18 protein-coding genes are annotated in these 24,066 nt (G+C 62.5%); 11 read left to right on the top strand and 7 right to left on the bottom strand.

Features of this window, described 5'->3' with window-relative positions; translation table 11 throughout:
- Window positions 1–22 precede the first annotated feature (22 nt).
- From RQX22_RS09580 to RQX22_RS09550, 7 genes are all read left to right on the top strand, one after another.
- Window positions 23–580 carry an RNA polymerase sigma factor gene (locus tag RQX22_RS09580; protein ID WP_315725904.1) on the top strand — a complete coding sequence of 186 codons (558 nt, stop codon included), beginning with the start codon at window positions 23–25 and terminating at the stop codon, window positions 578–580.
- Window positions 577–1,623, top strand: a complete 1,047-nt coding sequence (locus tag RQX22_RS09575) for a FecR family protein (RefSeq protein WP_315725902.1) — start codon at window positions 577–579, stop codon at window positions 1,621–1,623. The genes RQX22_RS09580 and RQX22_RS09575 overlap by 4 nt, the downstream gene beginning before the upstream one ends.
- A gap of 101 nt (window positions 1,624–1,724) precedes the next feature.
- Window positions 1,725–4,214 carry a TonB-dependent receptor gene (locus RQX22_RS09570; RefSeq protein ID WP_315725901.1) on the top strand — a complete coding sequence of 830 codons (2,490 nt, stop codon included), beginning with the start codon at window positions 1,725–1,727 and terminating at the stop codon, window positions 4,212–4,214.
- A 45-nt stretch (window positions 4,215–4,259) separates the two neighbouring features.
- Window positions 4,260–5,345, top strand: coding sequence for an alpha/beta hydrolase (locus RQX22_RS09565; RefSeq protein WP_315725899.1), 1,086 nt, complete (start codon window positions 4,260–4,262; stop codon window positions 5,343–5,345).
- Window positions 5,335–5,631: a histidine kinase gene (locus RQX22_RS09560; protein ID WP_315726281.1), complete on the top strand. Its 297-nt coding sequence runs from the start codon at window positions 5,335–5,337 to the stop codon at window positions 5,629–5,631. Before RQX22_RS09565 ends, RQX22_RS09560 begins: the two co-directional genes overlap by 11 nt.
- A 161-nt stretch (window positions 5,632–5,792) precedes the next feature.
- Window positions 5,793–6,773, top strand: coding sequence for an aldo/keto reductase (locus tag RQX22_RS09555; protein WP_315725897.1), 981 nt, complete (start codon window positions 5,793–5,795; stop codon window positions 6,771–6,773).
- Complete coding sequence (locus RQX22_RS09550; protein ID WP_315725895.1) at window positions 6,763–6,888, top strand: hypothetical protein; 126 nt, start codon at window positions 6,763–6,765, stop codon at window positions 6,886–6,888. The genes RQX22_RS09555 and RQX22_RS09550 overlap by 11 nt, the downstream gene beginning before the upstream one ends.
- A gap of 209 nt (window positions 6,889–7,097) precedes the next feature.
- On the opposite strand, the gene RQX22_RS09545 is transcribed toward RQX22_RS09550, so the two are convergent.
- Window positions 7,098–7,565, bottom strand: a complete 468-nt coding sequence (locus RQX22_RS09545) for a hypothetical protein (RefSeq protein ID WP_315725893.1) — start codon at window positions 7,563–7,565, stop codon at window positions 7,098–7,100.
- Between RQX22_RS09545 and RQX22_RS09540 the strand changes: the two genes are divergently transcribed.
- From RQX22_RS09540 to RQX22_RS09525, 4 genes are all read left to right on the top strand, one after another.
- Window positions 7,558–8,874 (top strand): serine hydrolase, encoded by a 1,317-nt coding sequence (locus RQX22_RS09540; protein WP_315725891.1) that lies wholly within the window; start codon window positions 7,558–7,560, stop codon window positions 8,872–8,874. The two genes, RQX22_RS09545 and RQX22_RS09540, sit on opposite strands and share 8 nt — an antisense overlap.
- 136 nt (window positions 8,875–9,010) lie before the next feature.
- Entirely contained in the window at window positions 9,011–9,685 is a 675-nt protein-coding gene (locus RQX22_RS09535) for a hypothetical protein (RefSeq protein WP_315725889.1), read from the top strand.
- The gene (locus RQX22_RS09530; protein WP_315725887.1) at window positions 9,685–10,959 is read left to right on the top strand and encodes a HEPN/Toprim-associated domain-containing protein; all 1,275 of its coding nucleotides are present in this window, start codon (window positions 9,685–9,687) and stop codon (window positions 10,957–10,959) included. The genes RQX22_RS09535 and RQX22_RS09530 overlap by 1 nt, the downstream gene beginning before the upstream one ends.
- A gap of 199 nt (window positions 10,960–11,158) precedes the next feature.
- On the top strand, window positions 11,159–12,184 hold the full coding sequence (locus RQX22_RS09525; RefSeq protein ID WP_315725885.1) for an IS110 family RNA-guided transposase: 1,026 nt from the start codon (window positions 11,159–11,161) through the stop codon (window positions 12,182–12,184).
- A gap of 502 nt (window positions 12,185–12,686) precedes the next feature.
- On the opposite strand, the gene RQX22_RS09520 is transcribed toward RQX22_RS09525, so the two are convergent.
- The 6 genes from RQX22_RS09520 to RQX22_RS09495 form a co-directional block, all read right to left on the bottom strand.
- Window positions 12,687–13,718, bottom strand: a complete 1,032-nt coding sequence (locus tag RQX22_RS09520) for an IS110 family RNA-guided transposase (RefSeq protein ID WP_315725884.1) — start codon at window positions 13,716–13,718, stop codon at window positions 12,687–12,689.
- Window positions 13,719–14,217: 499 nt separating this feature from the next.
- Window positions 14,218–16,191, bottom strand: a complete 1,974-nt coding sequence (locus RQX22_RS09515; protein ID WP_315725882.1) for a serine hydrolase — start codon at window positions 16,189–16,191, stop codon at window positions 14,218–14,220.
- A gap of 223 nt (window positions 16,192–16,414) precedes the next feature.
- Window positions 16,415–17,905 (bottom strand): ABC transporter permease, encoded by a 1,491-nt coding sequence (locus RQX22_RS09510; RefSeq protein WP_315725880.1) that lies wholly within the window; start codon window positions 17,903–17,905, stop codon window positions 16,415–16,417.
- The gene (locus tag RQX22_RS09505; protein ID WP_315725878.1) at window positions 17,902–18,834 is read right to left on the bottom strand and encodes an ABC transporter ATP-binding protein; all 933 of its coding nucleotides are present in this window, start codon (window positions 18,832–18,834) and stop codon (window positions 17,902–17,904) included. Before RQX22_RS09505 ends, RQX22_RS09510 begins: the two co-directional genes overlap by 4 nt.
- 243 nt (window positions 18,835–19,077) lie before the next feature.
- Window positions 19,078–21,402, bottom strand: coding sequence for a TonB-dependent receptor (locus RQX22_RS09500; protein ID WP_315725876.1), 2,325 nt, complete (start codon window positions 21,400–21,402; stop codon window positions 19,078–19,080).
- A 333-nt stretch (window positions 21,403–21,735) separates the two neighbouring features.
- Window positions 21,736–23,745 carry a serine hydrolase domain-containing protein gene (locus RQX22_RS09495; RefSeq protein ID WP_315725874.1) on the bottom strand — a complete coding sequence of 670 codons (2,010 nt, stop codon included), beginning with the start codon at window positions 23,743–23,745 and terminating at the stop codon, window positions 21,736–21,738.
- Between the last annotated feature and the right edge of the window lie 321 nt (window positions 23,746–24,066).

Genomic DNA, 24,066 nt, shown 5'->3' with positions numbered 1-24,066 from the left:
CCTCGCGCGCGAGGAGTGGATCTTGGCCCAGCCGCCGCAATCGGATCATGCAGAACCAGGCGAAGCGGGCGCAGGCCTGCCCGCTTTCCTGGAAGGCGTTGCGCGCCGTTACCGCAGCGCCCTCAATGCCTATTTCCGTCGCCGCATGGGCAATCAGCGCCAGGACAGCGAGGATCTGACCCAGGAGGTGTTTGTCCGCCTGGCCAGGCGCGGCCAGCCCGCCGATATCCGCAACATCGAACCCTATCTTTTCCAGGCGGCGGCCGGCGTGCTGACCGATTATTCCCGGCGCCGCGCAGTTCGTCATGAAAGCGGCAGCCTGCCTTATTCCGACGACGATCACGCACCTGCGGATTTCTCGCCCGAGCGCGTCTTGCTCGGCAAGGAGCAGGCGGCGCGCGCGCTGGCCGCCATCGAGGCGCTTCCGGAACGGGCGCGGCACGCCGTGTTGATGTTTCGCTTCGAAGGGTTGAAACAGGCCGAAATCGCGCGGCGCATGGGCATCACTTTAAGCGCCGTCGAAAAGCATATCAGGCTGGGCATGATCCGCATCAGCGAAGCATTGAAGGACGAAGAGTGACCGGCGCCGCGCATCCGATTTCGCCCCAGGGGCAAAGGCTGGACGAAGCGGCCGCCGCCTGGCTCGCGCGCCGCCACGAAGGTCTCGGGCCGCGCGAAGAAGAAGCCTTCCTCGCCTGGCTCGGCGCCGATCCTGTCCACAAACAGGCCTATGACAGGCTCGCCCACGGCTGGGCGGCGCTGGACGCCATGGCGGCCGTGCCCAGGATCTCGGCCTTGCGGAGCGAGGCTCTGGTCGCCCATCCGCCCCGCCGCCGCCTGTCGGCGCAATGGGCGGCGATCGCGGCGATGCTCCTCCTGGCCTTCATCATCGGCGTCGGTCTCTTCGCGCGGCCCGACAGGCTCGGACCGGACGACGCGCGGACCGCCGCCGCCGCTGCGCCCCGCGACCTTCGCACCGTCAAGGGCGAACGTTCGACGATGATGCTCGCCGACGGATCGACGATCACGCTCAACACCGACACACGCGTCCGCATTGCCTTCGCGCCCGCCGAACGCCGCGTCATCCTGCTCGCCGGACAGGCCTATTTCGAGGTCGCGCAGGACAAGGCCCGCCCGTTCGTAGTCGGCGCCGGCGATCGCGAAGTGGTCGCCTTGGGCACCGCATTCGAGGTCCGTTTCGACCGCGCGAAAGTCGCCGTGGCATTGGTCGAAGGCAAGGTGAAGGTGCGTCCGCGCACCGATGTCGAAACCGGATCGGGCGCGTCCGCGGCCGCCGAGCTCAAGCCCGGCGAACAGCTCGTCTTCGCCTTGAACAGCCCTGCCACGTCGATCCGGGCGGCGGACGTCGCCAACCTCACCCGCTGGCGCGAAGGGCAGGTCCGCTTCGATGCCGCGCCGCTCGCCGAAGCCGTCGCCGAAATGAACCGCTACAGCATGATGCCGATCGTGATCGAGGATCCGCGCCTGGCAGCCATGCAGGTCAGCGGCGTCTTCCAGACCGGTCAGTCCAGGAACTTCGTGGCCGCGCTGACGGAGCTTTTCCCGGTCGCCGCCGAGACCACGGAAACGGAGATCCAGCTTCGCAAGCGCGACGCCTCCTGACGCGAAAATAATTTCGTCACCCGACCTGCGGGTAATCCGTGTCGCTGCGTCATGCCCCGCAGACAAGCCGCACCGAAGCGGTTCGCACCGGGGGGAATGACATGCGCAAGGCTTTGATCACACTGGGACTCCTGATCGGCGGCGGCACCGCCGCCTTCATCGCGGCCGCGCCCGCTGTGGCGCAGCCGGCCACGGCGAAGCGCAGCTACGATATCCCCAGCCAGCGCCTCGATCTGGCGCTCAACAGCTTCGCCGAACAGTCCCGCCTCCAGATCATGTTCGATCCTGCGCTGGTCCGCGGGCGCCGGAGCGCGGCCTTGCAGGGAAGCTTCCTTCCCTCCGACGGCCTCAGGAAATTGCTGGCCGGCAGCGGTCTGGTGGCGGCGCGAGGTGCGGGCGGCGTCTATATGGTGAAAAGCGGGCAGGGCGGCGGCGACACCTCGCTCTCCACCGGGGAGGGCGCGGCCACCGGTTCGGTCTCGAACGATGCTGCGGCAATGGCCGGCACCCAGGACATGGTCGGCGAAATCGTCGTGACGGCACAGAAGCGCAGCGAGAATCTGCTCGACGTGCCATCGTCGGTCAGCGTGGTCGGAAGCGAACAGCTCGAGCGGTTCAATGCAACCCAGCTTTCCGATTTCGCCGGCTATGTGCCGGGCTTCATCGTTGCCGGCGGCGGCATACCCGGTGCGGCCCGCCTTTCGCTCCGCGGCATCGCCAGCAATACCAGCGCGACGGTGGCGACCTATGTCGACGAGGTGCCGCTGGGCTCCAGTTCCTCCTACGGCGATCGCGGCTCCCTCTCGCTCGATCTCTTTCCCTATGACGTCGCCCGGGTCGAAGTGCTGCGCGGTCCCCAGGGCACGCTTTACGGCGCGAACGCGATGGGCGGCTTGCTGAAATATACGACCGTCCTGCCCGACGCGAACGCGTTCGAGGCGCGGCTTGGTGCCGACCTGTTCGATATCGGCGGAAGCGGGTCGCTCGGCTGGGGGATAAGAGGCGCCGTCAACATACCGCTGGCGACCGATGTCGCGGGTGTGAGGCTGAGCTATTTTCGGCAGCGCAATCCCGGCTTCATCGACAATCGCGCGACAGGCGAGGAGGACGTCAATGTCGGCAGGCAGGAGGGCGGTCGCATTGCTTTGCTCCTGCGGCCGGCGCCCGATCTGTCGTTGAAGCTGTCGGCGGTGAGGCAGAATCTGGACTATGACGGCGGCACCGCGATCACCGTCACGCTCCCCGATCGCCGGCCGGTCGACTCCGGTCTTTCCCGGTCGGACGTCTTGCCGACGCCCTATCGGCAGCGCCTGACCGTCCTGAACGGCACGATCGACTGGGACCTTGGCGGCTTGAGCCTGGTTTCATCCACCAGCTATGCGCGGTCCCACACCAACTCCCGCGGCGGCTTTGCCGATCTGCTGCCCATCTTCGGCATCATCGGGGCGCTGAACACCGACAACAGGATGACGAAGTTCACGCAGGAACTGCGTCTCGTGTCGCCGACGGGTGCCAGCTTCGAATGGATGGCGGGCGGTTTCTACACCCGCGAGAATTACAGGATCCGGCAGACTGGCGACGCCATCTTTCCCGACGGCACGCCGGCGGACGCTTTCAACCCGCTGCTGGATGCGGGACAGCCGAGCCGTTACGTCGAATATGCGCTTTTCGGGAATGCGACCTATCGGCTGACGGATCGGCTGGAATTGGGCGGCGGCCTTCGATGGACCAAGGATCGCCAGCTGTTCGGGCAGACCAATACCGGCTTCTTGTTCAATCCTGCGGATCCGACATCCGTCCTGACTGTCGAAACGCGTGCGTCTGAAGATGTGGTCAATTACATGGCGAGCGCGCAATATCGGTTCGGCCGCGATGCGATGCTCTATGCGCGCGTCGCCAGCGGATACCGGCCCGGCGGCCCCAATATCGTCTTCCCCGGCGCCCCCGCCAAGTTCGATTCCGATTCGCTCACCAATTACGAGGCGGGAATAAAAAGCGAATTCTGGGATCGGCGTGCCCGGATCGATCTGTCCCTGTTCTACATCGACTGGAAGGACATGCAGGTCGTCCTGACCACGCCCTCCTCCATTCCCTATTTCGTCAACGCTTCCGAAAAGACGATCAGCAAGGGCGCTGAATTCAGTGCTCAGCTGGTGCCGGTGGAGGGCCTGCGCCTCAACGTCAACATGGCTTATACCGATGCCACCATTCGCGGCGACGTGCCGGGCCTGCGCGCGCGCGCCGGAGACCGGGTACCCAATGTTCCCAGATGGACCGCATCCGCCACGGCCGATTACTTTATTCCGATCGGCCCCGACCTCGATCTCACTTTTGCCGCCGGCTATCGATATGTCGGCGAACGCCGGTCGCGCTTCACCTCCGATCCGGTCGGCGTGGACCTTGGTGACTATGGAATCCTGGATGCCAGCATGAGCGTGTCGACCGGGGTCTGGACGGCGCGGATCTATGCCAGGAACCTCGCCGACAAACGCGGCTTTTCGACCGATGGCGGCGCCGTCGCTGGGGGTTTCCGCAATCTGGCGATCATCACCCCGCGCACGATCGGCATCGCTCTGGACACCCGCTTCTGAACGGCGGACAATTTTCCCTGTGACTGGCCAATGGAAGGAATGACGATGCGGGCGCAAATGAGGATATTCGGGGCGGCTGCGATCGGCCTGGCCTGCCTGCTTCCGATGGCGGGGATCGCCGCCGGCGGCTCTGCCCGGGCCGAGGCGCCCGTACAGGCACAGGCACAGGCGACCGCGCCTTCGGCCAACGCCGCGCCCTCGGCCCACGCCGCGCCCTCCGCCAACGCCGCGCCCTCTGCCAACGCCTTGCCCACTGTACGCCCGCGCCGCAGCGAAATCGTCTCGCTGAAATCGGACCAGGGGCTCGATTACAGGATTTTCATATCGGCGCCCGAAGGGGAGCCGCCCGAAGGCGGTTTTCCCGTCATCTACGTTCTCGACGCCAACGCCTGGTTCGGCCTCGCTGCCGAAATCACCCGCCTCTACGAACTGGAGGGAGGGCCGGCCATCGTGGTCGGCATCGGCTATCCGGTGGATTCGCTTTACGCGCCAAAGCGTCGCGGCCACGATTTCACGCTCGGCGCGCCGGTCCGCGGCGAGACCTCGGTCTATGCCGGCACCGATTTCGGCGGGGCCGATACGTTCATCGACTTTCTGACCAATGATCTTCGCGCCGCGATCGGGGGCAGATACAGGATCGACCGCGAACGCCAGTCTTTGTTCGGCCATTCCCTCGGCGGCTATTTCGTCTTCCACGTCCTGCTTACCCGGCCGGATGCGTTCCACGCCTACACCGCCGCAAGCCCCGCAATCTGGTGGGATCCCGCCAAACTGGCGGCCGACGAAAGGGCCGCCGCCGCGCGCGTCCCGGCCGGCGATCGGCCGCCTCTGCTCGTGACGGTGGGCAGCGCCGAACAAAAGCTCGGCCGCGCCGACGAAAATCTGTTTCGGCGCATGCATGCGCAAAACCCCGCCGCCTTTGGCGGCAAATCGATCGAACAGGTGATTGCCGATACGCGCGAACAGATGGCGAAATCGGGCTTCGTCGACAATGCGCGCGACATGGCCGATCGCATGAAAAAGCTCGGCTACCCCACCGAATTCCTCCTCCTCGAAGAAGACAATCACCGCTCCTCCGTCCCCGCCGCCCTGATGCGCAGCATGCCTTTGTTCTTGGACGCTGGCCGCTGAGGGGCTGACCTTCGCGCCCTCGGCGGAGCTGTCGGTCAAGGCCCAGGAGGCGCAGGTCCTTGCGCTGCGCTATCAGATCAACCCCCATTTCCTGTTCAACACGCTGAACGCCATCTCGGCTCTCGTTCGCGACGCGCCAGCCAAGGCGGAGGAGATGCTGGTGCAGCTTTCGGACTTCTTCAGGCGCACCCTGACGGTCGATCTGGCGGAGGATGTGACATTGCCTGAAGTAGCCTGTAGCCAGCGTGTGAACGAGAATGGGTTGGCCTCCGCGCAGGATGCGTAAACAACCCCTTTGGGTACAACAATATCGGCGAAAGCCATTATTACAGTCCGCCTCGCCGTTTCCAGATGAGTTTGACCGTGGACATGTGAGGACATGTTGACCCAGGAAACACTCAAGTAGAACATGCAGAAACAGGACAGCTCAACCCGAGGAGGAGAATCATGATCGATCGGCGCACCTTACTTGGAACCTTGGCGGCCCTTCCAATGCTCGGGACGGGCGCCTGCGCCGCCACCAGCCGGCAGCCATTATCATCGGCAGCCGCGACCCACACTCGGCCGATACCGGGCGCGAACGAGCAGGTGCCGGTGATCGGTGTCGGCACCGCCCGTCGCTTCCAGGGCGCGAGCAGCGAAGAGCAGCTTGCGCCGCTGCGCGCGGCGATCACCCGCTTCGTCGAACTTGGTGGCCGGTTGATCGACACTGCCCCTTCCTACGGCGATGCGGAGCAGGTGATCGGTCGCCTGGTGGAAGAGCTCGGCGTAAGCGACCGCCTGTTCCTCGCCACCAAGGTGGCAGGCGCGAACGCCGCCGAAGCCCAGACGCAGATCGAACAATCGTTCCGTAACCTGCGTACCAGGCACATCGATTTGATCGCCCTCCACAATCAGCAGGACGCCATCAACAAGCTGGCCGTCTTGCGCGAGTTGAAGGCCCAGGGCCGGGTTCGGTCAATCGGCGCGTCCATTTCGTCCCAGGCGGGCTTCGCTCCGACTATCGACGCGGTTTCCTCGGCGCCGGGGCAGGCGGAGCAATATGCCGGCTTCGAGGAATTGATGCGTCGCGAGCGGCTGGACGTGATCCAGGTCGATTACGCGATCGACAATCGCGGTGCCAGCGAGCGCATCCTGCCGCTGGCGCAGGAGCAGGGGCTGGCGGTGATGGTCAACCTGCCGTTCGGCCGCGGCCGTCTGCTACAGGCGACGCAGGGTCGTCCGCTTCCGGATTGGGCAAGCGAAATCGGTGCGAAGACCTGGGCGCAGGTCTGTCTCAAATATATCGTGAGCCATCCGGTACGCCCGATCGCCATCCCGGGTATGGCGCAGGCACGCTATGTCGAGGACAATATGGGCGCGGCGCGCGGCCCCCTCCCTGACGCGGCGATGCGGAGGCGTATGGAGCAGTATATCGATGCGCTCTGAAGCCGAGGGTGGACCGCGGCGGCGCCTTGCCAACCTGATCGTCGCGGCCGGCATCTCAGTCGCGGCGGCCATCGTCGGCACGTTCGTCGCCAACGCATGGGCGGCGGCGGGCTAGCTCCTCGGCCGCCGCCACGAGAGAAATGCGGATCATGTGATTGCGTCAGCCCAGCGCAAAGGCATTGTGACCCTTGAGATGATGTGTAGCCTTCGCGCATTAGGCATCCCATCGCGTCCGCATCGCGTGATCCCAGGACGCAAATGAATGACCGCTAATGGCGCGCTTAGCGGAATGGCAGAAGATGGGCCGTTAGCCCTGTGGCAGCTTCAGATCGAGTTGAGCAGAAGCGGACGTTCGAGCCGCCGATCCGCTCGGTGTAAACGAACTGCTCGGGCTATCGCGTAGATCGGGGTCGCGCCGTCAATGTGATCTCCCTCCTTGATGAACGCCACCGTTGAGTCCGTAAGCTGCGCTAACAGCCACGGTTCGCGCTGGCATTGGCTATAGTTCCAGCAGGATCGGCTTGTCCCTATTGGAAATTGCGCTTGACCGATGAGATTGTGACGACCTAGCCAATTTGCAGAAAAGTCGAAGCGAATCGCAATATGGTTCGCACCGGGAAACGCCGGATTCTGGCAAAAAAGGGGAATGGTTACGATGATCCGTCGTTGCGTTTGCTTGCTCGCCATCTCGGCGCTTTTCGTTTTCCCCGGATCCGTGGCGATCGCACAAAGCGCACAAAGCGCACCGAGCGCGCGCTTCGATCTTGCGAAAACGCAAGCGGTCTTGACCACCCTGATCAAGCGAACACTGGCCGAAAACGGCATTCCGTCGATGTCGATCGCGTTGGTTCGCGGCGACAAGATCGTTTGGTCGGCAGCGTTCGGCTACGCCAATATGGCCACTCGCACGCCTGCCACCATCGATACGATCTACAGCACCGGGTCATCGTTCAAGTCGGTCACCGCAACCGCGCTGATGCAGCTCGCCGAGCAAGGCAAACTCAAGCTGGACGACCCGATCAACAATTACCTCGGCGACGACAGGGTTCAGGACCGGCTGCAGAGCGAAAAGCCGGTGACGTTCACCCACTTGCTGTCCATGTGGTCCGGGCTTATCGGCGGCGCGAATACCGAGCCGATCTGGGGCCGGAAATTGCCGAAGACCATGGAGGAATTTACCGGCAAGCTCTACTCGATCCGGGCCCCCGAAACGAAGTGGGAATACAACAATTTCGGCTACGGGACAGCGGGTCTTCTGGTGCAGAAGATTTCGGGGGTCGAGTATGAGAAATATGTGGTCGACAATATCCTGAAGCCGATCGGCGTGACGACGCCTCACCCGGTCTACCCCTCGGCCGACATGGTCGAGCACATGGCGCTGCCCTATTTGGCGGGCGGCTCGCTCGGCCGGCCTGTGCCGACGGCACAAGTGCATTTCGACGTCTATCCGGCCGGTGACATCTATCTGCGTCCCTCCGACATGGCGCGCTACCTCATCGCGCAACTCAACGGCGGCGTCGTCGACGGTCAGCGGATCCTGTCGGAAGAATCGGTGCGCGAGATGCACAAGCCCCGCTTTGGCGGCGACTATGGGTTCGGGTTTTGGAGCGTACGTGACCCGGTCTCGGGCCACACCATGATCCATCATGGCGGGGCCATCGCGGGCCAGCGGGCATTCCTGGTCGGCGACCTCGATGCCAAGGTCGGACTCTATTACATGACCAATTCCGACTCCCTGCCCGATGAGGCCCCGCCCGCCTGGTCGGACGTGACGGACGCAGCTCTCAAGCTGTTACGCGGAGAGGACTACACCATCCCGGCGAAACGCGAGGGCATCGCCGTGAACGAAAGGCTGCTCGACGCCTATGTCGGCACCTACGACATGGAGCGCGGGAGCATCGTCATCAGCCGCGAAGGTCGCACCCTTGTCATCCAGCAAAAGGACAATCCGGCAAGAAATGAACTGCTCGCTGCAACTCCCGAGCGCTTCTTCGTGCGGGGCAGCAATCGCACAATCATCTTCGAAGGCGATGGCGGCAACATCGATCGGCTCGTCATGGAGGTCGGCAGCAGACGGATGATAGCGACCCGCAACAAGTAGCTCGGAGCGTTCCGCCCTGCACAAGGGAGAGCTTCCAAGATTGGCGCGGCGGTTCTGAATAGCCGGAATTGGGCCGATTGCGGACTGATGGCTTTGAATATCAGGTACCGGAACAGCTGACATTCGCCGAGTACTGATGACTGGCAGCACGCGCCTCAATCTCTGCCACTCCCGTTACGCCTCTTTGGCGCTGCATCGCATTCCGTTAGCAGCCGCTGACACCGGCTCAGTCCCTTGCTATTGTTCCGGCATGATAACAGAAAGCTATTACTGGAAAAAACCACTCCTGACCGGTGCCAATTTCATCCGAAAATACATGGATGAAGAGAACATCACGGACGCGCAGTTCGCCCGGATTGAGCGCGAGATTTTCATTGGCTTCTATACCGTTCGCAAATTGCTCGAAGCGACGGGGAAGGTCAGCCCGGAGACCCGCGATTTGCAGGTTTCCCTAAAGCGTTACCCCAAGCGGAACGGGCAGCCACTGGTGGACTGGTATAACCGCAGCGAATTCTGGGAGCTGTATGATCTGGAGGATGGTCGCTCCGAGCAGCGTGATCTTCTCTACGTCGCGCATCAGATGGTTCACAGCTTCATCTTCGTATTATCTGGACATGATGATGGGCACGGCGCTTTCTTCACCAGCGACCGTGACAGGAAAGCCCGTCTCAGCTTCATCGCGACAAGCGAGATCGCCCGCATTTTCGAAATAGTCGGGAATGATTACCCCTCCGGGTTCAACGCTTGGCGCGACCCTGACACTGGCGAGATGAAGTGGGCCGTCCCGCTTCGCAAGGAGTCAGCCGCCTGATGGGAACCGCGATCGAACTGGAGGTCGGCGATGTATCTATCTCCTACGCCAAAAACCACATGGGCATGGATTTCGGATATCTGTTCCAGCCGGGAGATGAGACGCGCCGTAAATCGGACGCGATCAACTACGACTATTACGAGGAGCACCCGGAGGAAAAAGACGAGTTGGTCGTGCATGAGGCGGCTTTCGTCAGCCCTTTATCGCGTGTGCTCCCCCGCCTTTTGCTCTTCGGGTCCAGTATCGATAGCGCGCGCTTTGAATACGAGGCAATCATCGCCGAGGCGCGCGAGATTGCGTTCTATGGCGAGCCGCCCGAAGAACCTGATTTCCTGACCTTCGAGGAATACTGCGCTCTCGTTCGGCGTTATCCGCTTTCAAGCCTTGGCGGCGGAACAGAGTTTGACGATAAAGAAAAAGCGAAAGGCAGGCTCGCGGCGGATAAGAATTTCGCCCGCCTGCCTTGGACTGACAACTCTGACAGCTTCTGGTCGGAATCGAGCTTTTTCGCTGCGAAACTCGCGATTCTAAGCCCTGAGTCCATGCTCCATGTCTTTGCGCTGAATCCCGACAACCTCGACGCGGAGGTGAAGTGGGAGTTTGGCCCGCTGGTCGTAGCAGGCTGGGCGAGCCGCGAGAATTTCGAGTCGGGCGCGCGCCGTATGCAGAAAATCCTGATCGCGACGGAAGGCGCATCGGACGCACGCATCATCAAGCGTGCGCTCGAAATCCTTCGCCCTGATGTCGTGGACTTCTTCAATTTCGTCGATGTGGACGAACGGCATCACTTCTGGGGCACGGGCAATCTCGTGAAATTCGCCGAGGGTCTGCTCCGCATAGACGTACAGAACAAAGTGCTATTCCTTTTCGATAACGATGCTGAAGGGGTGGACGCCTACCGGAAGCTCAATGTGCTCAAGCTGCCCGGCAACATGCGCTCCATGCTGCTGCCAGACCTAGACGACTTTCTAAGCTTTCCGACCCGCGGACCGGAGGGCGTTGGCATTTCGGATATCAACGGCCGGGCCGCTTCGATCGAGTGCTATCTCGATCTCAACCTCCCCTCCTACGGTCCCGCGCAAGTTCTCTGGAGCAATTACAAAAGGGACATAGATGCGTGGCAGGGCGCTCTTGAGTTCAAGGAGTCCTATCAGCGCCACTTCTATGATCATGCTCCTGAGGCGTTGCTGTCAGCGAGCTATGACGTTTCGAAGCTTCTCAAACTCCTCGACGCGCTGATCGAGGAGGCCGCACTGGTTTCTTCTGTTGCGTAGTGCTAAGTAGCATGTGAGTGGTTTGATCCCGAAAATTTCAAGCAAGAAACCAAGCGGACAGAAGATTTGGCTGTCAGAACGTCGGCTTTCAGGCGATCGCCGTCGAGCCTTCGAGGACCGAGATTGATGCTGTGGACGGCTCTCCACCCTCGGCGGAGTCGGACCTAGTGTGCTCCGCTCATGATGGAGGAGAAGCACCATGGCGGATGTTAGGATCATCGGATTGGATATCGCGAAGTCGGTTTTTCAGCTGCACGGAGTAGATGATGCCGGTGCGACCGTGCTGCAGAAGCGGCTGACGCGAGCACGTTTGCTACCGTTCTTCGAGAAGCTGCCCCCTTGTCTGATCGGGGTCGAGGCATGTGCCACCTCGCACTTCTGGGCCCGCGAGCTCACGAAGCTCGGTCACGAGGTCAAGCTCATGCCGGCCCAGTACGTGAAGCCGTATGTGAAGCGGCAAAAGAACGACATGGCCGACGCGGAGGCGATTGCCGAGGCGGTCACTCGGCCGAGCATGCGCTTCGTAGGCCCCAAGTCGCCGGACGAGCAGAGTGCGATGATGTTGCACAAGGTCCGGCTAATGCTCACCCGGCAGCTGATCATGATCACCAACGCGACGCGCGCGCATATGGCCGAGTTCGGGCTTATCGCGCCGGTCGGGAGAGGCGGCGTCGATCGACTGCTCGCCATCATCGACGATCAGACTGATGAGCGGATACCTGCACAAGCTCGATCCTGCCTTCAGATGCTGGTTGCCCAACTCAGGCTCGTAAAGCTGCAGATCCTCGATAATGATCGTCAGGTCCTGACGCTGGCCCGTTCGACCGAGCTGGGTCGTAGGCTGATGGAAGTTCCTGGGATCGGCCCGCTCGTCGCCTCGGCCCTGGTGGCCTGCGTGCCCGACCCATCGATGTTTCGCTGCGGCCGCAACATGGCAGCGTGGCTCGGCCTGGTCCCGAAGCAGAACTCCTCAGGCGGGAAGGAGCGACTGGGATCGATCACCAAGGCGGGCAACCGGTATCTACGCCAGATGCTGTTCGCCGGCGCTATGGCCGTCATCCGCCGAGCGATGCAGGGCACGCGCCGGACCTGGCTCATCCGTTTGCTTGAACGGCGCAAGCCCAAGGTTGCAGCGATGGCGCTGGCGAACAAGAATGCCAGGATCGCCTGGGCGATGATGATGAGTGGCGAGGGCTATCGCGAACCGATGGCGATCGCCGCATGACGAGACCGCGCAGCTGAGACGCTGCGCCCAGAGGTTGGAAAGGGCAAAGGAGCTATTGCACGAAAGCCGGTCGACACCGCCAGATCAGACCACCCCATTTGCGCCCCGCACCTCGAGTGCGCGAAATTGATTGGGGACCAGATCCGCGGAAGGCATTATGGCCAGCGGCGATGAAACGGCCGCATCACAGGCCGAACACATGGCCGCACCGACCACCTAGTGCAGATGCTCAACTAGCTCTTGCCAACGGAGGGCCGTTCTCTAATCGCGCCTCCTCAGTCAATCTCTGTCTCGCGTTCTTGCTAGCCCGGGGTCACGGTTCTCTCCGCGGTCGGCAATGCCGCCGCAACATCTGGTACGAAGCCGAGGTGCTGCAAGGTCCACAACGGGCTCTCTTGAGGATCAAGAGGCCCAAGGCCCTCTCGCGCAGTCACCTACATCCTCGCCCGTTGGGCAAGCATCCATTCGGAAAATCGACCGAATGGAAAACGTACATGTCGCGTTAGGCAGTGGCGGGACTCTCCTGCCAGCGAAATGGCTCTCCTGAGCGCCAGATGCTGTGAAGAATAACCGACAGCTTGCGCGCCAAGGCCACCCTGGCCTTGCCTGCGCCCGATCGCCTGGCGATCGCCCCCGCCCACTCCTTGAGTTGGGATGGACGCTTTATCCGCGCCAGGATCACGACGGCTGCTTCATACAGCAGCGTGCGGGTGAGCGTATCGCCGCACCGTGATATTCTGCCGCTGCGATCAATCTCGCCCGACTGATATTGTCGGGGTGTCAGCCCGCAATGTGCACCAACAGACCGTGATCGGCGAAACCGAGCCGGATCTTCGACGGTGCTCACGTAGGCGAGCACCGACAATGCACCGATGCCGGGCACGCTCATCAGAAGCCTGCAGACCGGACTTGCCTTGACCAGCGCGCGCACGGCTTTGTCGAAGACAGCGATCTGCTCGCGCAACTGCCGCCAAGCGACGAGCATGGGTTGCACGATCGGCGCTACATCCGAACGGTCGGCGAGCAGGGCTTCAACCCGCCGGTCGAATGGCACACCGCGCATCGCGCCCGGCAGCAGACCAAATGTCTTCAGCACACCACGAATGTTGTTGGACAGCCGCGTTGTCATGCCGACAAGTTGGGCACGCGCGCCGAGGAGAGCACGCGCGCGGTGGGTCTCGAACGACTTCACGTGGACCGATCGATACCAGCCTGTGCGCATGATCTGCGCCAATCCCTCGGCGTCGTTCTGGTCCGTCTTGTTGAGCTGCATCTTCAGAGCGGCGCGTGCATGGCGAGCGTCTAGACACACAACGTCGAACCCTCGGGCGCGCAGCTCGTGAACCAGCCACGGCGTCATCGGACCTGTCTCTATGCCGAGACGCGCATCAGTACCAGCTCGACTGCGCACACTCGCCTCAATCTGCTCTGGCGTCGAGCCACACTGGTCTCGCCACAGCCTTTGCCCCTGCGTATCGACTGCGCAGATCGCCGTGATCTTCTGCGACACATCCAAACCGACATAGTGGATCATGATAGCCTCCGATGGTCAAACCACCGGGCGAACACGCCCGGACCGCGACACTATCAGCGACTCAAGAGCGCGCCGCGATTACCGGATGTCCACACATGGGCGCAAAGCAGCCACGGCTGGGAAAACCGTTGCGGGTCGTCGGCAATCGCGTGAAAGAGCCCGTTCCGTCTTACCCGGCGAGACTCCCGACAATCGACTTGAGCGTCAGGCGTCCTGACGCCGTATCCTGCTGATCAGCTCCACCGCGATGAACGCGGCGAGCAGCAGGCCGGTGCAGAGAACCTCCCAGGCCGGTGTGCCCGTGCGAGCCGCGCGAGGATGGCAAGGGGGGCATGGTGCTGGTCCGTCCGATCGACCGACCACGCCCCGCATGTTCGAAACGGATGCGACTACGGCTCCAGAGTTATTTCAAGGCAGATGGATCATCTGCCGACCCGGAAATAACGAAGAACAAGGAAAAGCCAGGCTCGGTCTCGGTTAAATATGACCGTCAACGAGTCTAGCCGCTCACCTTCTTGAACGCGATGTCGCGTGCCCGGCCGTTGCCGGCGTCGAACCCGATGACCTTGCCTTGCGCATCGCGGCGGAAGACGACCAGGTTGACTGGCAGCGTTCCGGAGAAGCTGTCCCCGCTGGTGTGCGTCAGCACGGCCGGGCCGAACCGACGGTGCCGGATGACGAGCTGTCCGTCCTCGACCCTCATGTCGTAGAACGTCTCCAGCTCCTCGCTATAATAGCGGCCCGTATAGTCGGTGAGGTCCACCGCGGCCGCTGTTTCCACGACGCGTTTCCCGGAATGCTCCCCGTCCTGATGAAAGGTGATCGTGTCCACCGCGCCGTCGGCTGCCGCGTTGAAAGTGATCCGCGCCGGTGCGCCGACCACTTCGAAGTCGATCATGGACGTCGGCCGCAGCGGGAGCGCCGGCTGGCCGGGAAGCTGGAGCCGCAGCTGGCCGTCCTCCATTTCCACGGTCATCAGCATGCCGCCGAGCGTCGTCATCTCATACTTGCCGACATAGCGCTCGAGCGTCGCAGCAGGCACGTCGACGGCGGCGCCCGTGGTCGCGGTCTCGGGCGCCGTCATATGCTGACCGAAGAAGGCGTCGGCCGCGACGCGGGCGATCCCGCCGGGGACCCCCTGATAGTTGCTGAACACGACATAGCCGGCGTCGAGGTCGGGATAATATACGAAGGTGGAGCTGTGCGCGACGTCGTTCCCGCCATGCTGCCACCGCCGCAGGCCGCGATTCGTGTCGAGAGACACACCGTAGCCGTAGTTCGTCGGCTTGCCATCGTTGAGCACGAACGAGGTCGTCAGCTCCTTGATCACTGCCGGCCCGCCCAATTTGCCGGTCTTCAAATTGCCCATCCACTTCGCGACGTCGCCCGGCGTCGTGTAGATGCCACCCGCGCCCATCGAACCGTGGAGATCCTGCACTTCGCGGAATCCGCCCTCGCCGGCGACATACCCGGCCGATCGGCGGGGGATGATCTGGCCGGGATGCGCGCGCACCCACGTCTTCGTCATGCCCAGGGGCAGGAAGACCTCGTCGCGCATCCACTCCGCGAACGGGCGGCCGGTGACGCGCTCCACCAGGATGGTCGCCAAGGCGAAGGCCGAATTGTTGTAGTTGAACTCCGCGCCGGGCTCGTTCTGCAGCGTCGGCTGCCGGTTGATCACCTTGATGACTTCATCGGGGGCGATGTAATCCCCCTGCAGCACCTGGCGCCCCTCGATGAGCAGCGTGTTGATGAACTCGCGATAGCCGGTCGTGTGCGTCAGCAGGTTCCGCACGGTGATCGTCTTGCCGAAATCCTTGAGCTCGGGAATGTGCTTCCGCACGTCGTCGTTCATCGAAAGCTTGCCCCGCGACGCCAGCAGGGCGATCGCGAACCCGGTGAACTGCTTCGACGAGGAGCCGATGTTCGTCGGCGTACCAGCCGTGAACGGCATCGCCCAGGTCAGGTCCGCGGCGCCATACCCCTTCACGAACGTCAGCTTGCCGCCATTGATCACGCCCACGACGGCGCCCGGGGTGTCCTCGTACAATTGGGCGGCGGCCTGATCCACCTTGCCTGCCGGTGTCGTCGCCACCGGCTCCGAGCGCGTGAGCTGCACGCGAAGGGCGCCACCCTTGCCCGCCGTCGCCGGCGTCACCTCGATCAGGTACCGGCCCGCCGCGTCGGTCGCGAACGCGAACGTCTCGGGCCCGCCTCGCCCGACGCGCGCCGCCTTCACCACATTCTTGCCTGCCGGGTCGGTGATCGTCACCGTTGCGTCCACCCCGTCCTGATCCACTCGGCCGGCGACGAAGTGGTCCTTCGGCAGATCCAGCGCGTACCGGAGCGTAGCGTCGGCCGCCAGCGTCGCCGGCACGGGCGCTCCGACCTGCAGCCGCGACGCTTGTTGCGCGTGGACGCCGCCGGCGCCCAGGAGAAGGAGGGCGAAACCGCCCGGAATGGAGACTTTCATGATGGGTCCTTGGAAGACAGGGCCGCCGCAAGGGGCGGAGAAGGTTGGAACATTGTCTATGCGACTTGGCATAGAGGGGATAGCCGCGCAACTGCAGCTGTGCCGGTTCCGCGCCGCGTGCGGACGGGGCTGCGCCTGATGATTACGCGCGGCATATCCGTGCAGCGCATGACCGGCCGCAGCGGACGACAGCGGTTGCCGGGCGTCTGCCCCGCCTTCAGCGTCAGGCGTCCTGGCGCCGCATCCTGCTGATCAGCTCGGAAAATCCGGGCTTCTGCCCCTGGGCCAACAGGCTGGCCCGGAACAGGCGGCCGAGCATGATCAGCTCCACCGCGATGAACGCCGCGAGCAGCAGGCCGGTGCAGAGGACCTCCCAGGTCGGTATGCCCGTGCCGAGCCGCGCGAGGATGGCAAAGGGCGTCCAGATGGGGACCCACGTCAGGACGGTGATGCCGATACCCTTGCCGCCCTGCAGGATGCTCTGGATCAGCACCGTGATCGGCAGGAGAATGGCCAGCAGGATCGGCATCAGATAGCCTTGCGCCTCATTCATCGAATCGCTGATCGCACCCACGGCCAGGAAGAAGATCGAGATGGCCAGATAGCCGGCGATGAAGAAGTAGATCATGGCGGCAATGGTACCGGGCGAGGTCAGCGGCGCGAGCGCCGGACGGATCAGGTCCGCAATGGCCCCCTGCGTGGCATAGGCCGCGACCGCGCCGCATCCGACCCACACCGCGATCATGGTCAGGCCCACGGCAACCGTGCCGAGCAGCTTGCCATACATCAGCTCTTCGGGGCTGACGGTGGCCAGGACCGTCTCCAGCAATTTGTTCGAACGCTCCTCGACCGTCCCCTGCAGCATCCAGCTGCCCGACAGCATCAGTGCCACCATCAGCAGATAGGAGGATGCCAGCGGCAGGATCGAGCGGACCAGCATGGCCTCCTTGGCGCCGCCGCCCGGAGGAGGCTTGGAGATCATCAAAGACGGAGCGATCGTGGACGCCGCCTCGGCCACGTCGGGCGCCGTTCCTTCGGTGAGGAGGAAGGTCTTGCGCAGGTTTCGCGTCAGGACATCCTGCACTGTCGTGACGAAGCCTATGTTCGGCTCCCCGGTGGACCAGAGGCGAACGGCGCCGTCCCGGCCGAAGCTGGCCGGCACCTGGAGAATATAATCGACCGGCTTGGCACCCTTGCCCTCCGGCTTGAGCAAGGGGCGGACGCGCGCGTCGAGCTCCGACGGCGGTGCCGCTGCGAGAGGCTTCGGCACCGGGACCAGCTCGTAACCGGATCCGGGCGGGTCGAATTCGGGCGTGTCCTCGGGCGCATGCGCCTGCAGCTTGGCGAGCGCCCGCGCTAGCCCGCCGCCTGCGGTGAACTGGCGCACTTCGGCGTCGGTGTACCAGCGGTCGTGCTGGGACCAGGGCGCCTTCGGATCGGCGCCTTGAAGCTTGTGCCGCTGAACGTAGCGGGAGAGGCTGATCAGCACGTCGCGGCTATGGTCGAGCGCCAGCCGATCCTGAAGCGCTTCGGCGGCATTGCCCCCGCTCTGGTCGATGATCATGATCCTGCGCGGATCGTCGTCGTTCATGAATCGCTGCGCCAGCGGCGCGATGGCAAATGCGAGCGGCAGGATCAGCAGCGTCAGCCAGAAGCTGCGCATCCGGGTGATCTGACGATATTCGCGGGCGGCGATGAGCAGGATTCGTTTCATGTCTGCGCTCCCGCCGGCCCCACCAAATGCAGGAAAACGTCATGAAGGCTCGGCCGGTGCTCCTCGAAGCGCCGCAGCGATATTCCGGCGGCGAAGCAGCGCTCCAGCACGTCGCCGGGCTCCACTCCCGGCTCGAGACGCAGCTTGCACTCGCGCCAGCCGCCGCCGATCTCCGCGCCCTCCGCGACGCTCTCCACACCCGGCAAGGCGGCGAGCGATTGTTGGGCGATCACGGACAGCCGGGCCGGAAGCAGGGCCCGGGCCTCGTCCAGCGTTCCCTGGAATTTCTTGCGCCCCTTGGCGAGCAGCAGCAGCCGGTCGCACAGCCGTTCGGCATGCTGCATCACGTGCGTGGAGAAGATGACGGTGGCGCCGTCGGCGGCCGCGCGTTTGATCTCGTCCTCCAGCAGGCCCTGGTTGACGGGGTCGAGGCCGGAGAAGGGCTCGTCCAGCATCAGCAGGCGCGGCCGATTGACCACCGCCGTGGCGAGCTGAACCTTCTGCGCCATGCCTTTCGACAGCTGGTTCATGGGCGAGCGGGCGTTGGCGGACAGGCCGAAGCGATCCAGCAGCGTCGAGCCTTCGGTCCTGGCGGCGGCGGCGCTCATCCCTTTCAGGCGGCCGAAATAGACGATCGTGTCGAGCGCCGTCATGTTCCGGTAGAGCCCGCGCTCTTCGGGAAGGAAGCCGATTTCCGAGGCATTCTCCCGCCCGGGGTCGCGCCCCAGGACGGTGATGCGACCTTCGGTGGGACGGATGATATCCAGCACCATCCGAAGCGACGTCGTCTTCCCGGCGCCGTTGCCGCCGAGGAAACCATAGACCTCACCCTGGGACACGTCGAAACTGAGCCGATCGACCGCGCAGACGGCGCCGAAGCGCTTCGTCACCCCGTCGAGTGAAAGTGCAGTATCGCCGTCCGAACTCACTCAAGACCCTCCAAACTCACGCAAAGAGCGTAGAACCGATGGAGATCGCTTGGTCAAGCGCGCGCTCGGCGAGAGAGGTCAGAGGTCAGGTGCGCACCGGCTTTGCCACCAGGTGGGGATGCGAAGTTCGATCTTTTACATCCCCGCCATGCTGGAAGCCGGGAATGGCCGCACGATATCGGGTGCAAAACCAGTCATCATCATCCTGCCCCTCGGCAGCGGAGGGGCAGGGCGGATGCTCGGTCAGAAATTGTAATTCAGTCGTGCCCCCACGGTGCGCGGGCGCATCCGGAACCCGAAAAATTCGCGGCCGGCATCGGATGTCCCGCGGAATGTATAGGAATCTTCGTTCATCAAATTCTGGACATATATGTCCAGGCCGACCCGCCCGAACATGATGCGGCCCGACAGGTCGATCTTGACATAGTCGCCCGCCTTGGTCGCCGGGGACTGATAGACGTCGCCATAGAATGACCCGACGTAGATGGAATCCGCCCGGATGAAGACGTCACGGCCGGCCACCATAAAATCATACTGGAGCGAGAGGTTGGCGTTCACCTTCGGCGAACCGGGCAACCGGTCCCCATCGAACGCCCCAAGCGCAGGCGCGTCCTGCGCGAGCTTGGCGTCAATGTAGGAGGCACCGAAATCCGCGCGAAGCGCATCGGTAATCGCCAGGCTGGCCTGGAATTCCGCACCTTTCGTGCGTGCCTTTCCGGCATTGGCATTATAGGTCAGCCCGCAGCCCTCCGGTGCGTCGGGAGCAGCAGTGCGAAACGGCACACCGTCCCAATCCATCAGGAAGACGGCCGCGGACGCCGTCAGGCGTTTTTGAAACAGGCTGAACTTGGTGCCAAGCTCGTAATTCCGAACCTTGTCGGATTCGAGCGACCGGGTCGACTCGATGGTGATCGTGGACCCGTCCACGATCCCGTCATTATTCACATCGCAGACCCCGGACGGGAGTCCTGCTTCGGGCTTGCCCAGGCGGAAGCCTTCCGACCAGGATGCGTAAAGCAACGTATTCGGCCCGGGCTTCCAACTCAAATTGCCGCGGAAGGTGGATCCGTTGGACTTGGTTTCCCGCGTATCGCTACTATCGCCAAAGAACTCGCCGCTCGTCATTTCCGAGACAGTCCGCGAATAATCATAATAGCGCCCGCCAACGGTCGCGGTCAGCCCATCGACGATCTCGTACGACAATTCCCCGAAGGCCGCTTTCTGGGTGAGGCGACGATTGTCCAGGAAATCGCCGGCAAATTCCTGGCTGAACAAAGCCGTGTCGGCTCTCGTCCCCAGATAGCGATAGTCGAATATCGCATTGTCTTTCACCTTTTCGGCATAAACGCCGACGAGGAAATTGAACCGCCCCCCGAGGTCGGATGCAAAGCGGATTTCGCCGCTATCCTCCTCGTGCTTGCCGTCCTGGATATAGGAAAGCGGCCAGATCGGCTGCGACTGGCTGAACGAGCTCGAATTGAGCGCCCAGCTGTCGATGTGGGAATAGGTCGCGAGCAGGCTCCCCCAACCCAGGCTATATTCGAGCGTGGCGTTGAACAGATCGATCTTCATGTCGGAGGCACCGCCCCTCTGCCCGCGAATGGCATGGCTTGGCGCGACGTCGAAAATCGCTTGCTCGAACCGCCCGCTATTGGCGAGTGCGTTCCCGTTGAGTTCGGTTTTCTGGGACAGATAGGAGAGAGTGAGCGAGAGGTCGTCCGTCGGCCTGATCAAAACTGCAATGCGCCCGCCCGTGAATTTGGAACTGCCGACATTCGTGTCGTCGCTCACCGCGCCCTCCGCGCCATAAAAGGCCGCGGCCTCCTGTATGGTCGGGTCCGTGGTGGCATTCTTGCGGTAAATGCCGCTGTCCGAAAAATGATAGGCACTGGCCCGAACGGAGACGATGTCGTTGATGATGGGAACGTTTATCGTCCCCTGGATCATGTAATTGTCGCTGCCATAGCCGCCCGTGCGTGAATAGCCGGCCCCGACATGTCCCTCCAGTCGACCGAGTTTCGGCGCCACCGGTATCTGGCGAACGGCACCGCCGAGCGAGGAATTGCCGAAGGCGGTCCCCTGCGGCCCGCGAAGGACTTCGACCCGCTCGATGTCGACCAGCTTGATGTCGACGTTGGTGTTTGCGGCCAGGCCGCCCGAATTGGTGATCGGGGTCTCGCCGAAATAGGTGGCCACTGTTGTGCCCGAGGAATAATTCTGGAAGGAGGGCGACGTCTCGAGGCCACGGATGATGATCGACGATCCGACCGGATCGGTCGTCTGGTTCACGCCGGGAATGCCGCGCAGATAATCTTCCGCGCTCACCAGTCCGCGTTTGCTGATTTCATCGGCCGTCACGACGGAAATGCTCAAGGGAACATCCTGGACGCTTTCGGCACGCTTTGTCGCGGTGACGATGATCTCCTGGGAAACGTCCTCGGTCTCGGTCGATACGGAATCGGAAGATTCGACCGCTTCGCTTGTCTGGCCGAATGCCGGAGAAACAATCGCCATGGACGCAATTGATGCGAGCATGGTGCAGCGAAGTATCGACCTGTAATTACGCATGGACATTCCCCTCTTTATTCAATCTGGCTCCGGGCCTATTTGCCGTTACTGTCTCACATTTGGGAGCAGGCCGCTCTATCCTTCTTTTTCCGGAAGCCCTCATCTCATTGTTGGATAAATTAACACGGCTGAAATGTCCCATCTAAATAGGGGTTATTTTGAATGCTCCTTGCGCAACTCTGCTTTATGATCGCCATTTTAGAGCAATTTTGCTTCACTCCGCGAACATATCTTCCAGAGATACGAATCTCCGCCTCAAGATAGTATAAGAATAGCAAATGAAAACAACGGGTTATAGCACCCGACAATCGCTATCGCGAATTGCCTCTTCCCTCAAAAGTCGGTGCTGAAGCTCAGCAGCTTATATTGCCAGGCGACCCAGGCCAGTATGAAGAAGGACAGAATGAGCGTGACGCTCCAGAGCCGGGAGGCCCAGCCTCGATTCCTCCAGGCCATCCATCCGTTGGCGAAAGCGAGCAACAGGCCGCCCGCATAGCCGACCAGGGTCAGCAGCGACGCCATGATGATACGGAAATCGATTGTGTTTTCGTCCGCTGTGAAGGTCATGATCGGTGCGATCGTCCCCACCCAGATGGACGGCACGATCAAGCCCGCCAGCGCAGCGATCCTGAGCCCGAGATAGACGCGCCGGTCTGCGGCAGGGAGCAATGCAGGCTTTCCACTGTAGCGGCGCAGCGCGGCGCTCGCCGGCCAAGCGGCGATTGTCAGAAGCAAGACGGCGAAGGCGAATTTGGAAAGCGGTTGCAGCCAGACGGTGGATCGCCACCATGGCAGGCGGTCCCAGACGACCAGAGGCGAAAGTTCGTCCGTGCTGAATCGAACCGGCCGGCCATCGACCAATTGTGCCGCCAGCCGCTCCCTGCCGTTCACCTCCCGCCACACCCAGGGCGTGATTTCGCGCCAGCGCTTCGGCGCGCCGTCGAGTCCGGTAAAGGCGGGAATGATCAAATTGCCGTCGCCATCGACCTCGATCGCGATTGGATGCCTGAAGAGGTTGACGGCGAGAAAGTTGGTCGCCGAGCGGTCGCTCACTTCATAATGGCCGACCATCGCCCGCGCATGGCGGGCGGCAATGTTGGGATCGACCCGGCCATCGACCTGTACGGACGGGAAATAGCGATCGGCGAATTTCGTGAAGAGCGCGGCCCGCACGATATCCGCGCCGCCATCTCGACCGCTACTGTTCAGCGAGACGAAGATGCCGACATTGTCGTCGAGGAATAGATTCAGCTGGCTGTGAAAGAAGCGGGTGTCGCCGTCATGGACGAGAACGCGCCGCCCGTTGATATCGTGCTGGTAGAAGCCAAGGCCCATGGCATGAAGCGGCGGCAGTATCGGATTTGGGATCACATGCATCATGCGGGCGGTATCAGGCTGCAAAATGCGATTTCGCCCGAGGGCGCCGTCGTTCAGATGGGCAATCATGAACCGGGCCATATCGGGCGCGGTGGAGGCCATTCCGCCCGCTGGCCGATAGGATACATATTCGTAGGGATGGGATGCGCCCGAGCCGAGCATATAGCCCTCCGACAGATCCTTCGCGAAAGCCGATGGCAAAGGCTGGCGGGAGGTCGAACGTGACATTCCCAGGGGGCGCAGGATGTGGCGGTCGACATAATCGTCGAAAGCCTCACCCGAGACCCGTTCCAATATATAGCCGGCAAGCGCCGGGCCATAGTTCGAGTAAGTCGGCGTGGTGCCTGGGGCGTAAATGCGGCTCGGAACCCACAGCTTCACCGCCGCTCCGAGATCCGCACCATTCGGCCTGGCACTGAACAGGTCCCGCATGACGAGTTCGAAGCCGGCCGTGTGCGTCATGAGATTGCGCATCGTCAGCGGCTTTCCCCTGTACGGGGGAATCCTGAAATCGAGATAATGGTTGATGTCGACATCGAGGTCGATCTTCCCTTTCTCGACTTGCTGCATGACGGCAGTCCAGGTGAATAATTTTGAGATCGAAGCGATCCTGAAGAGATGGCGGTCGGCATCGACCGGCACGCGCCGCTCGACATCGGCATAACCATAGCCTTTGGTCAGCAGGACCTGGCCATCCTTGACGATCGCGACGGTGGCGCCGGCAATGTCGCTTCGGGGCAGCGCAAGCGACATGAATCCGTCCAGCCAGCTTTCGACGTCCGCTTTGTCCAGCCTCGATGGAATGGGTGCGACAGGGTTGATCGCCGGACTCTTCTGGTACGCGGCCTGGCTAGCCGGGGGATCGGCCGGTCGCCCATGCGCCGGAGCGCCCCCAACAAGAAAACTGAAGAGAATGAAAAGAATGACAGCATGCATCTGGCGAGCAAAGGCCCCTATGATTTCCATGTCGCCCCTTTCTCGCCGCACGCCATGGCGTTTGACCAGGTCGGGCCTCATCGGTCGTGACTGGTGCAATGCCGTAAAGCCTATCCATGTTTGGGCTGGAGTGTCTCACCTAATATTGGCCGGAATCCTTGCATTCTCCTCCTGGGAGGCGCGACCTTTGGAAGGAATGGATGAATGAAAGGGCCTTTGTGAAAGGATTCCCGGGCCTGCACAGAACAAGCGATCATGCCGTGCCTATCCAGATCGGTCTGGCAGACGGGAGGGTTGCGAGTGGCGGTGAAAGATCTGACGCCTCATGAACCATCCTTCCAGGACAGACTT

The organism is Sphingosinicella rhizophila, assembly GCF_032378825.1.
GTDB classification, from domain to species: domain Bacteria; phylum Pseudomonadota; class Alphaproteobacteria; order Sphingomonadales; family Sphingomonadaceae; genus Allosphingosinicella; species Allosphingosinicella rhizophila.
The sequence above is the reverse complement of the archived record's forward strand: the minus strand, read 5'-3'. Positions and strand labels throughout refer to the sequence as shown.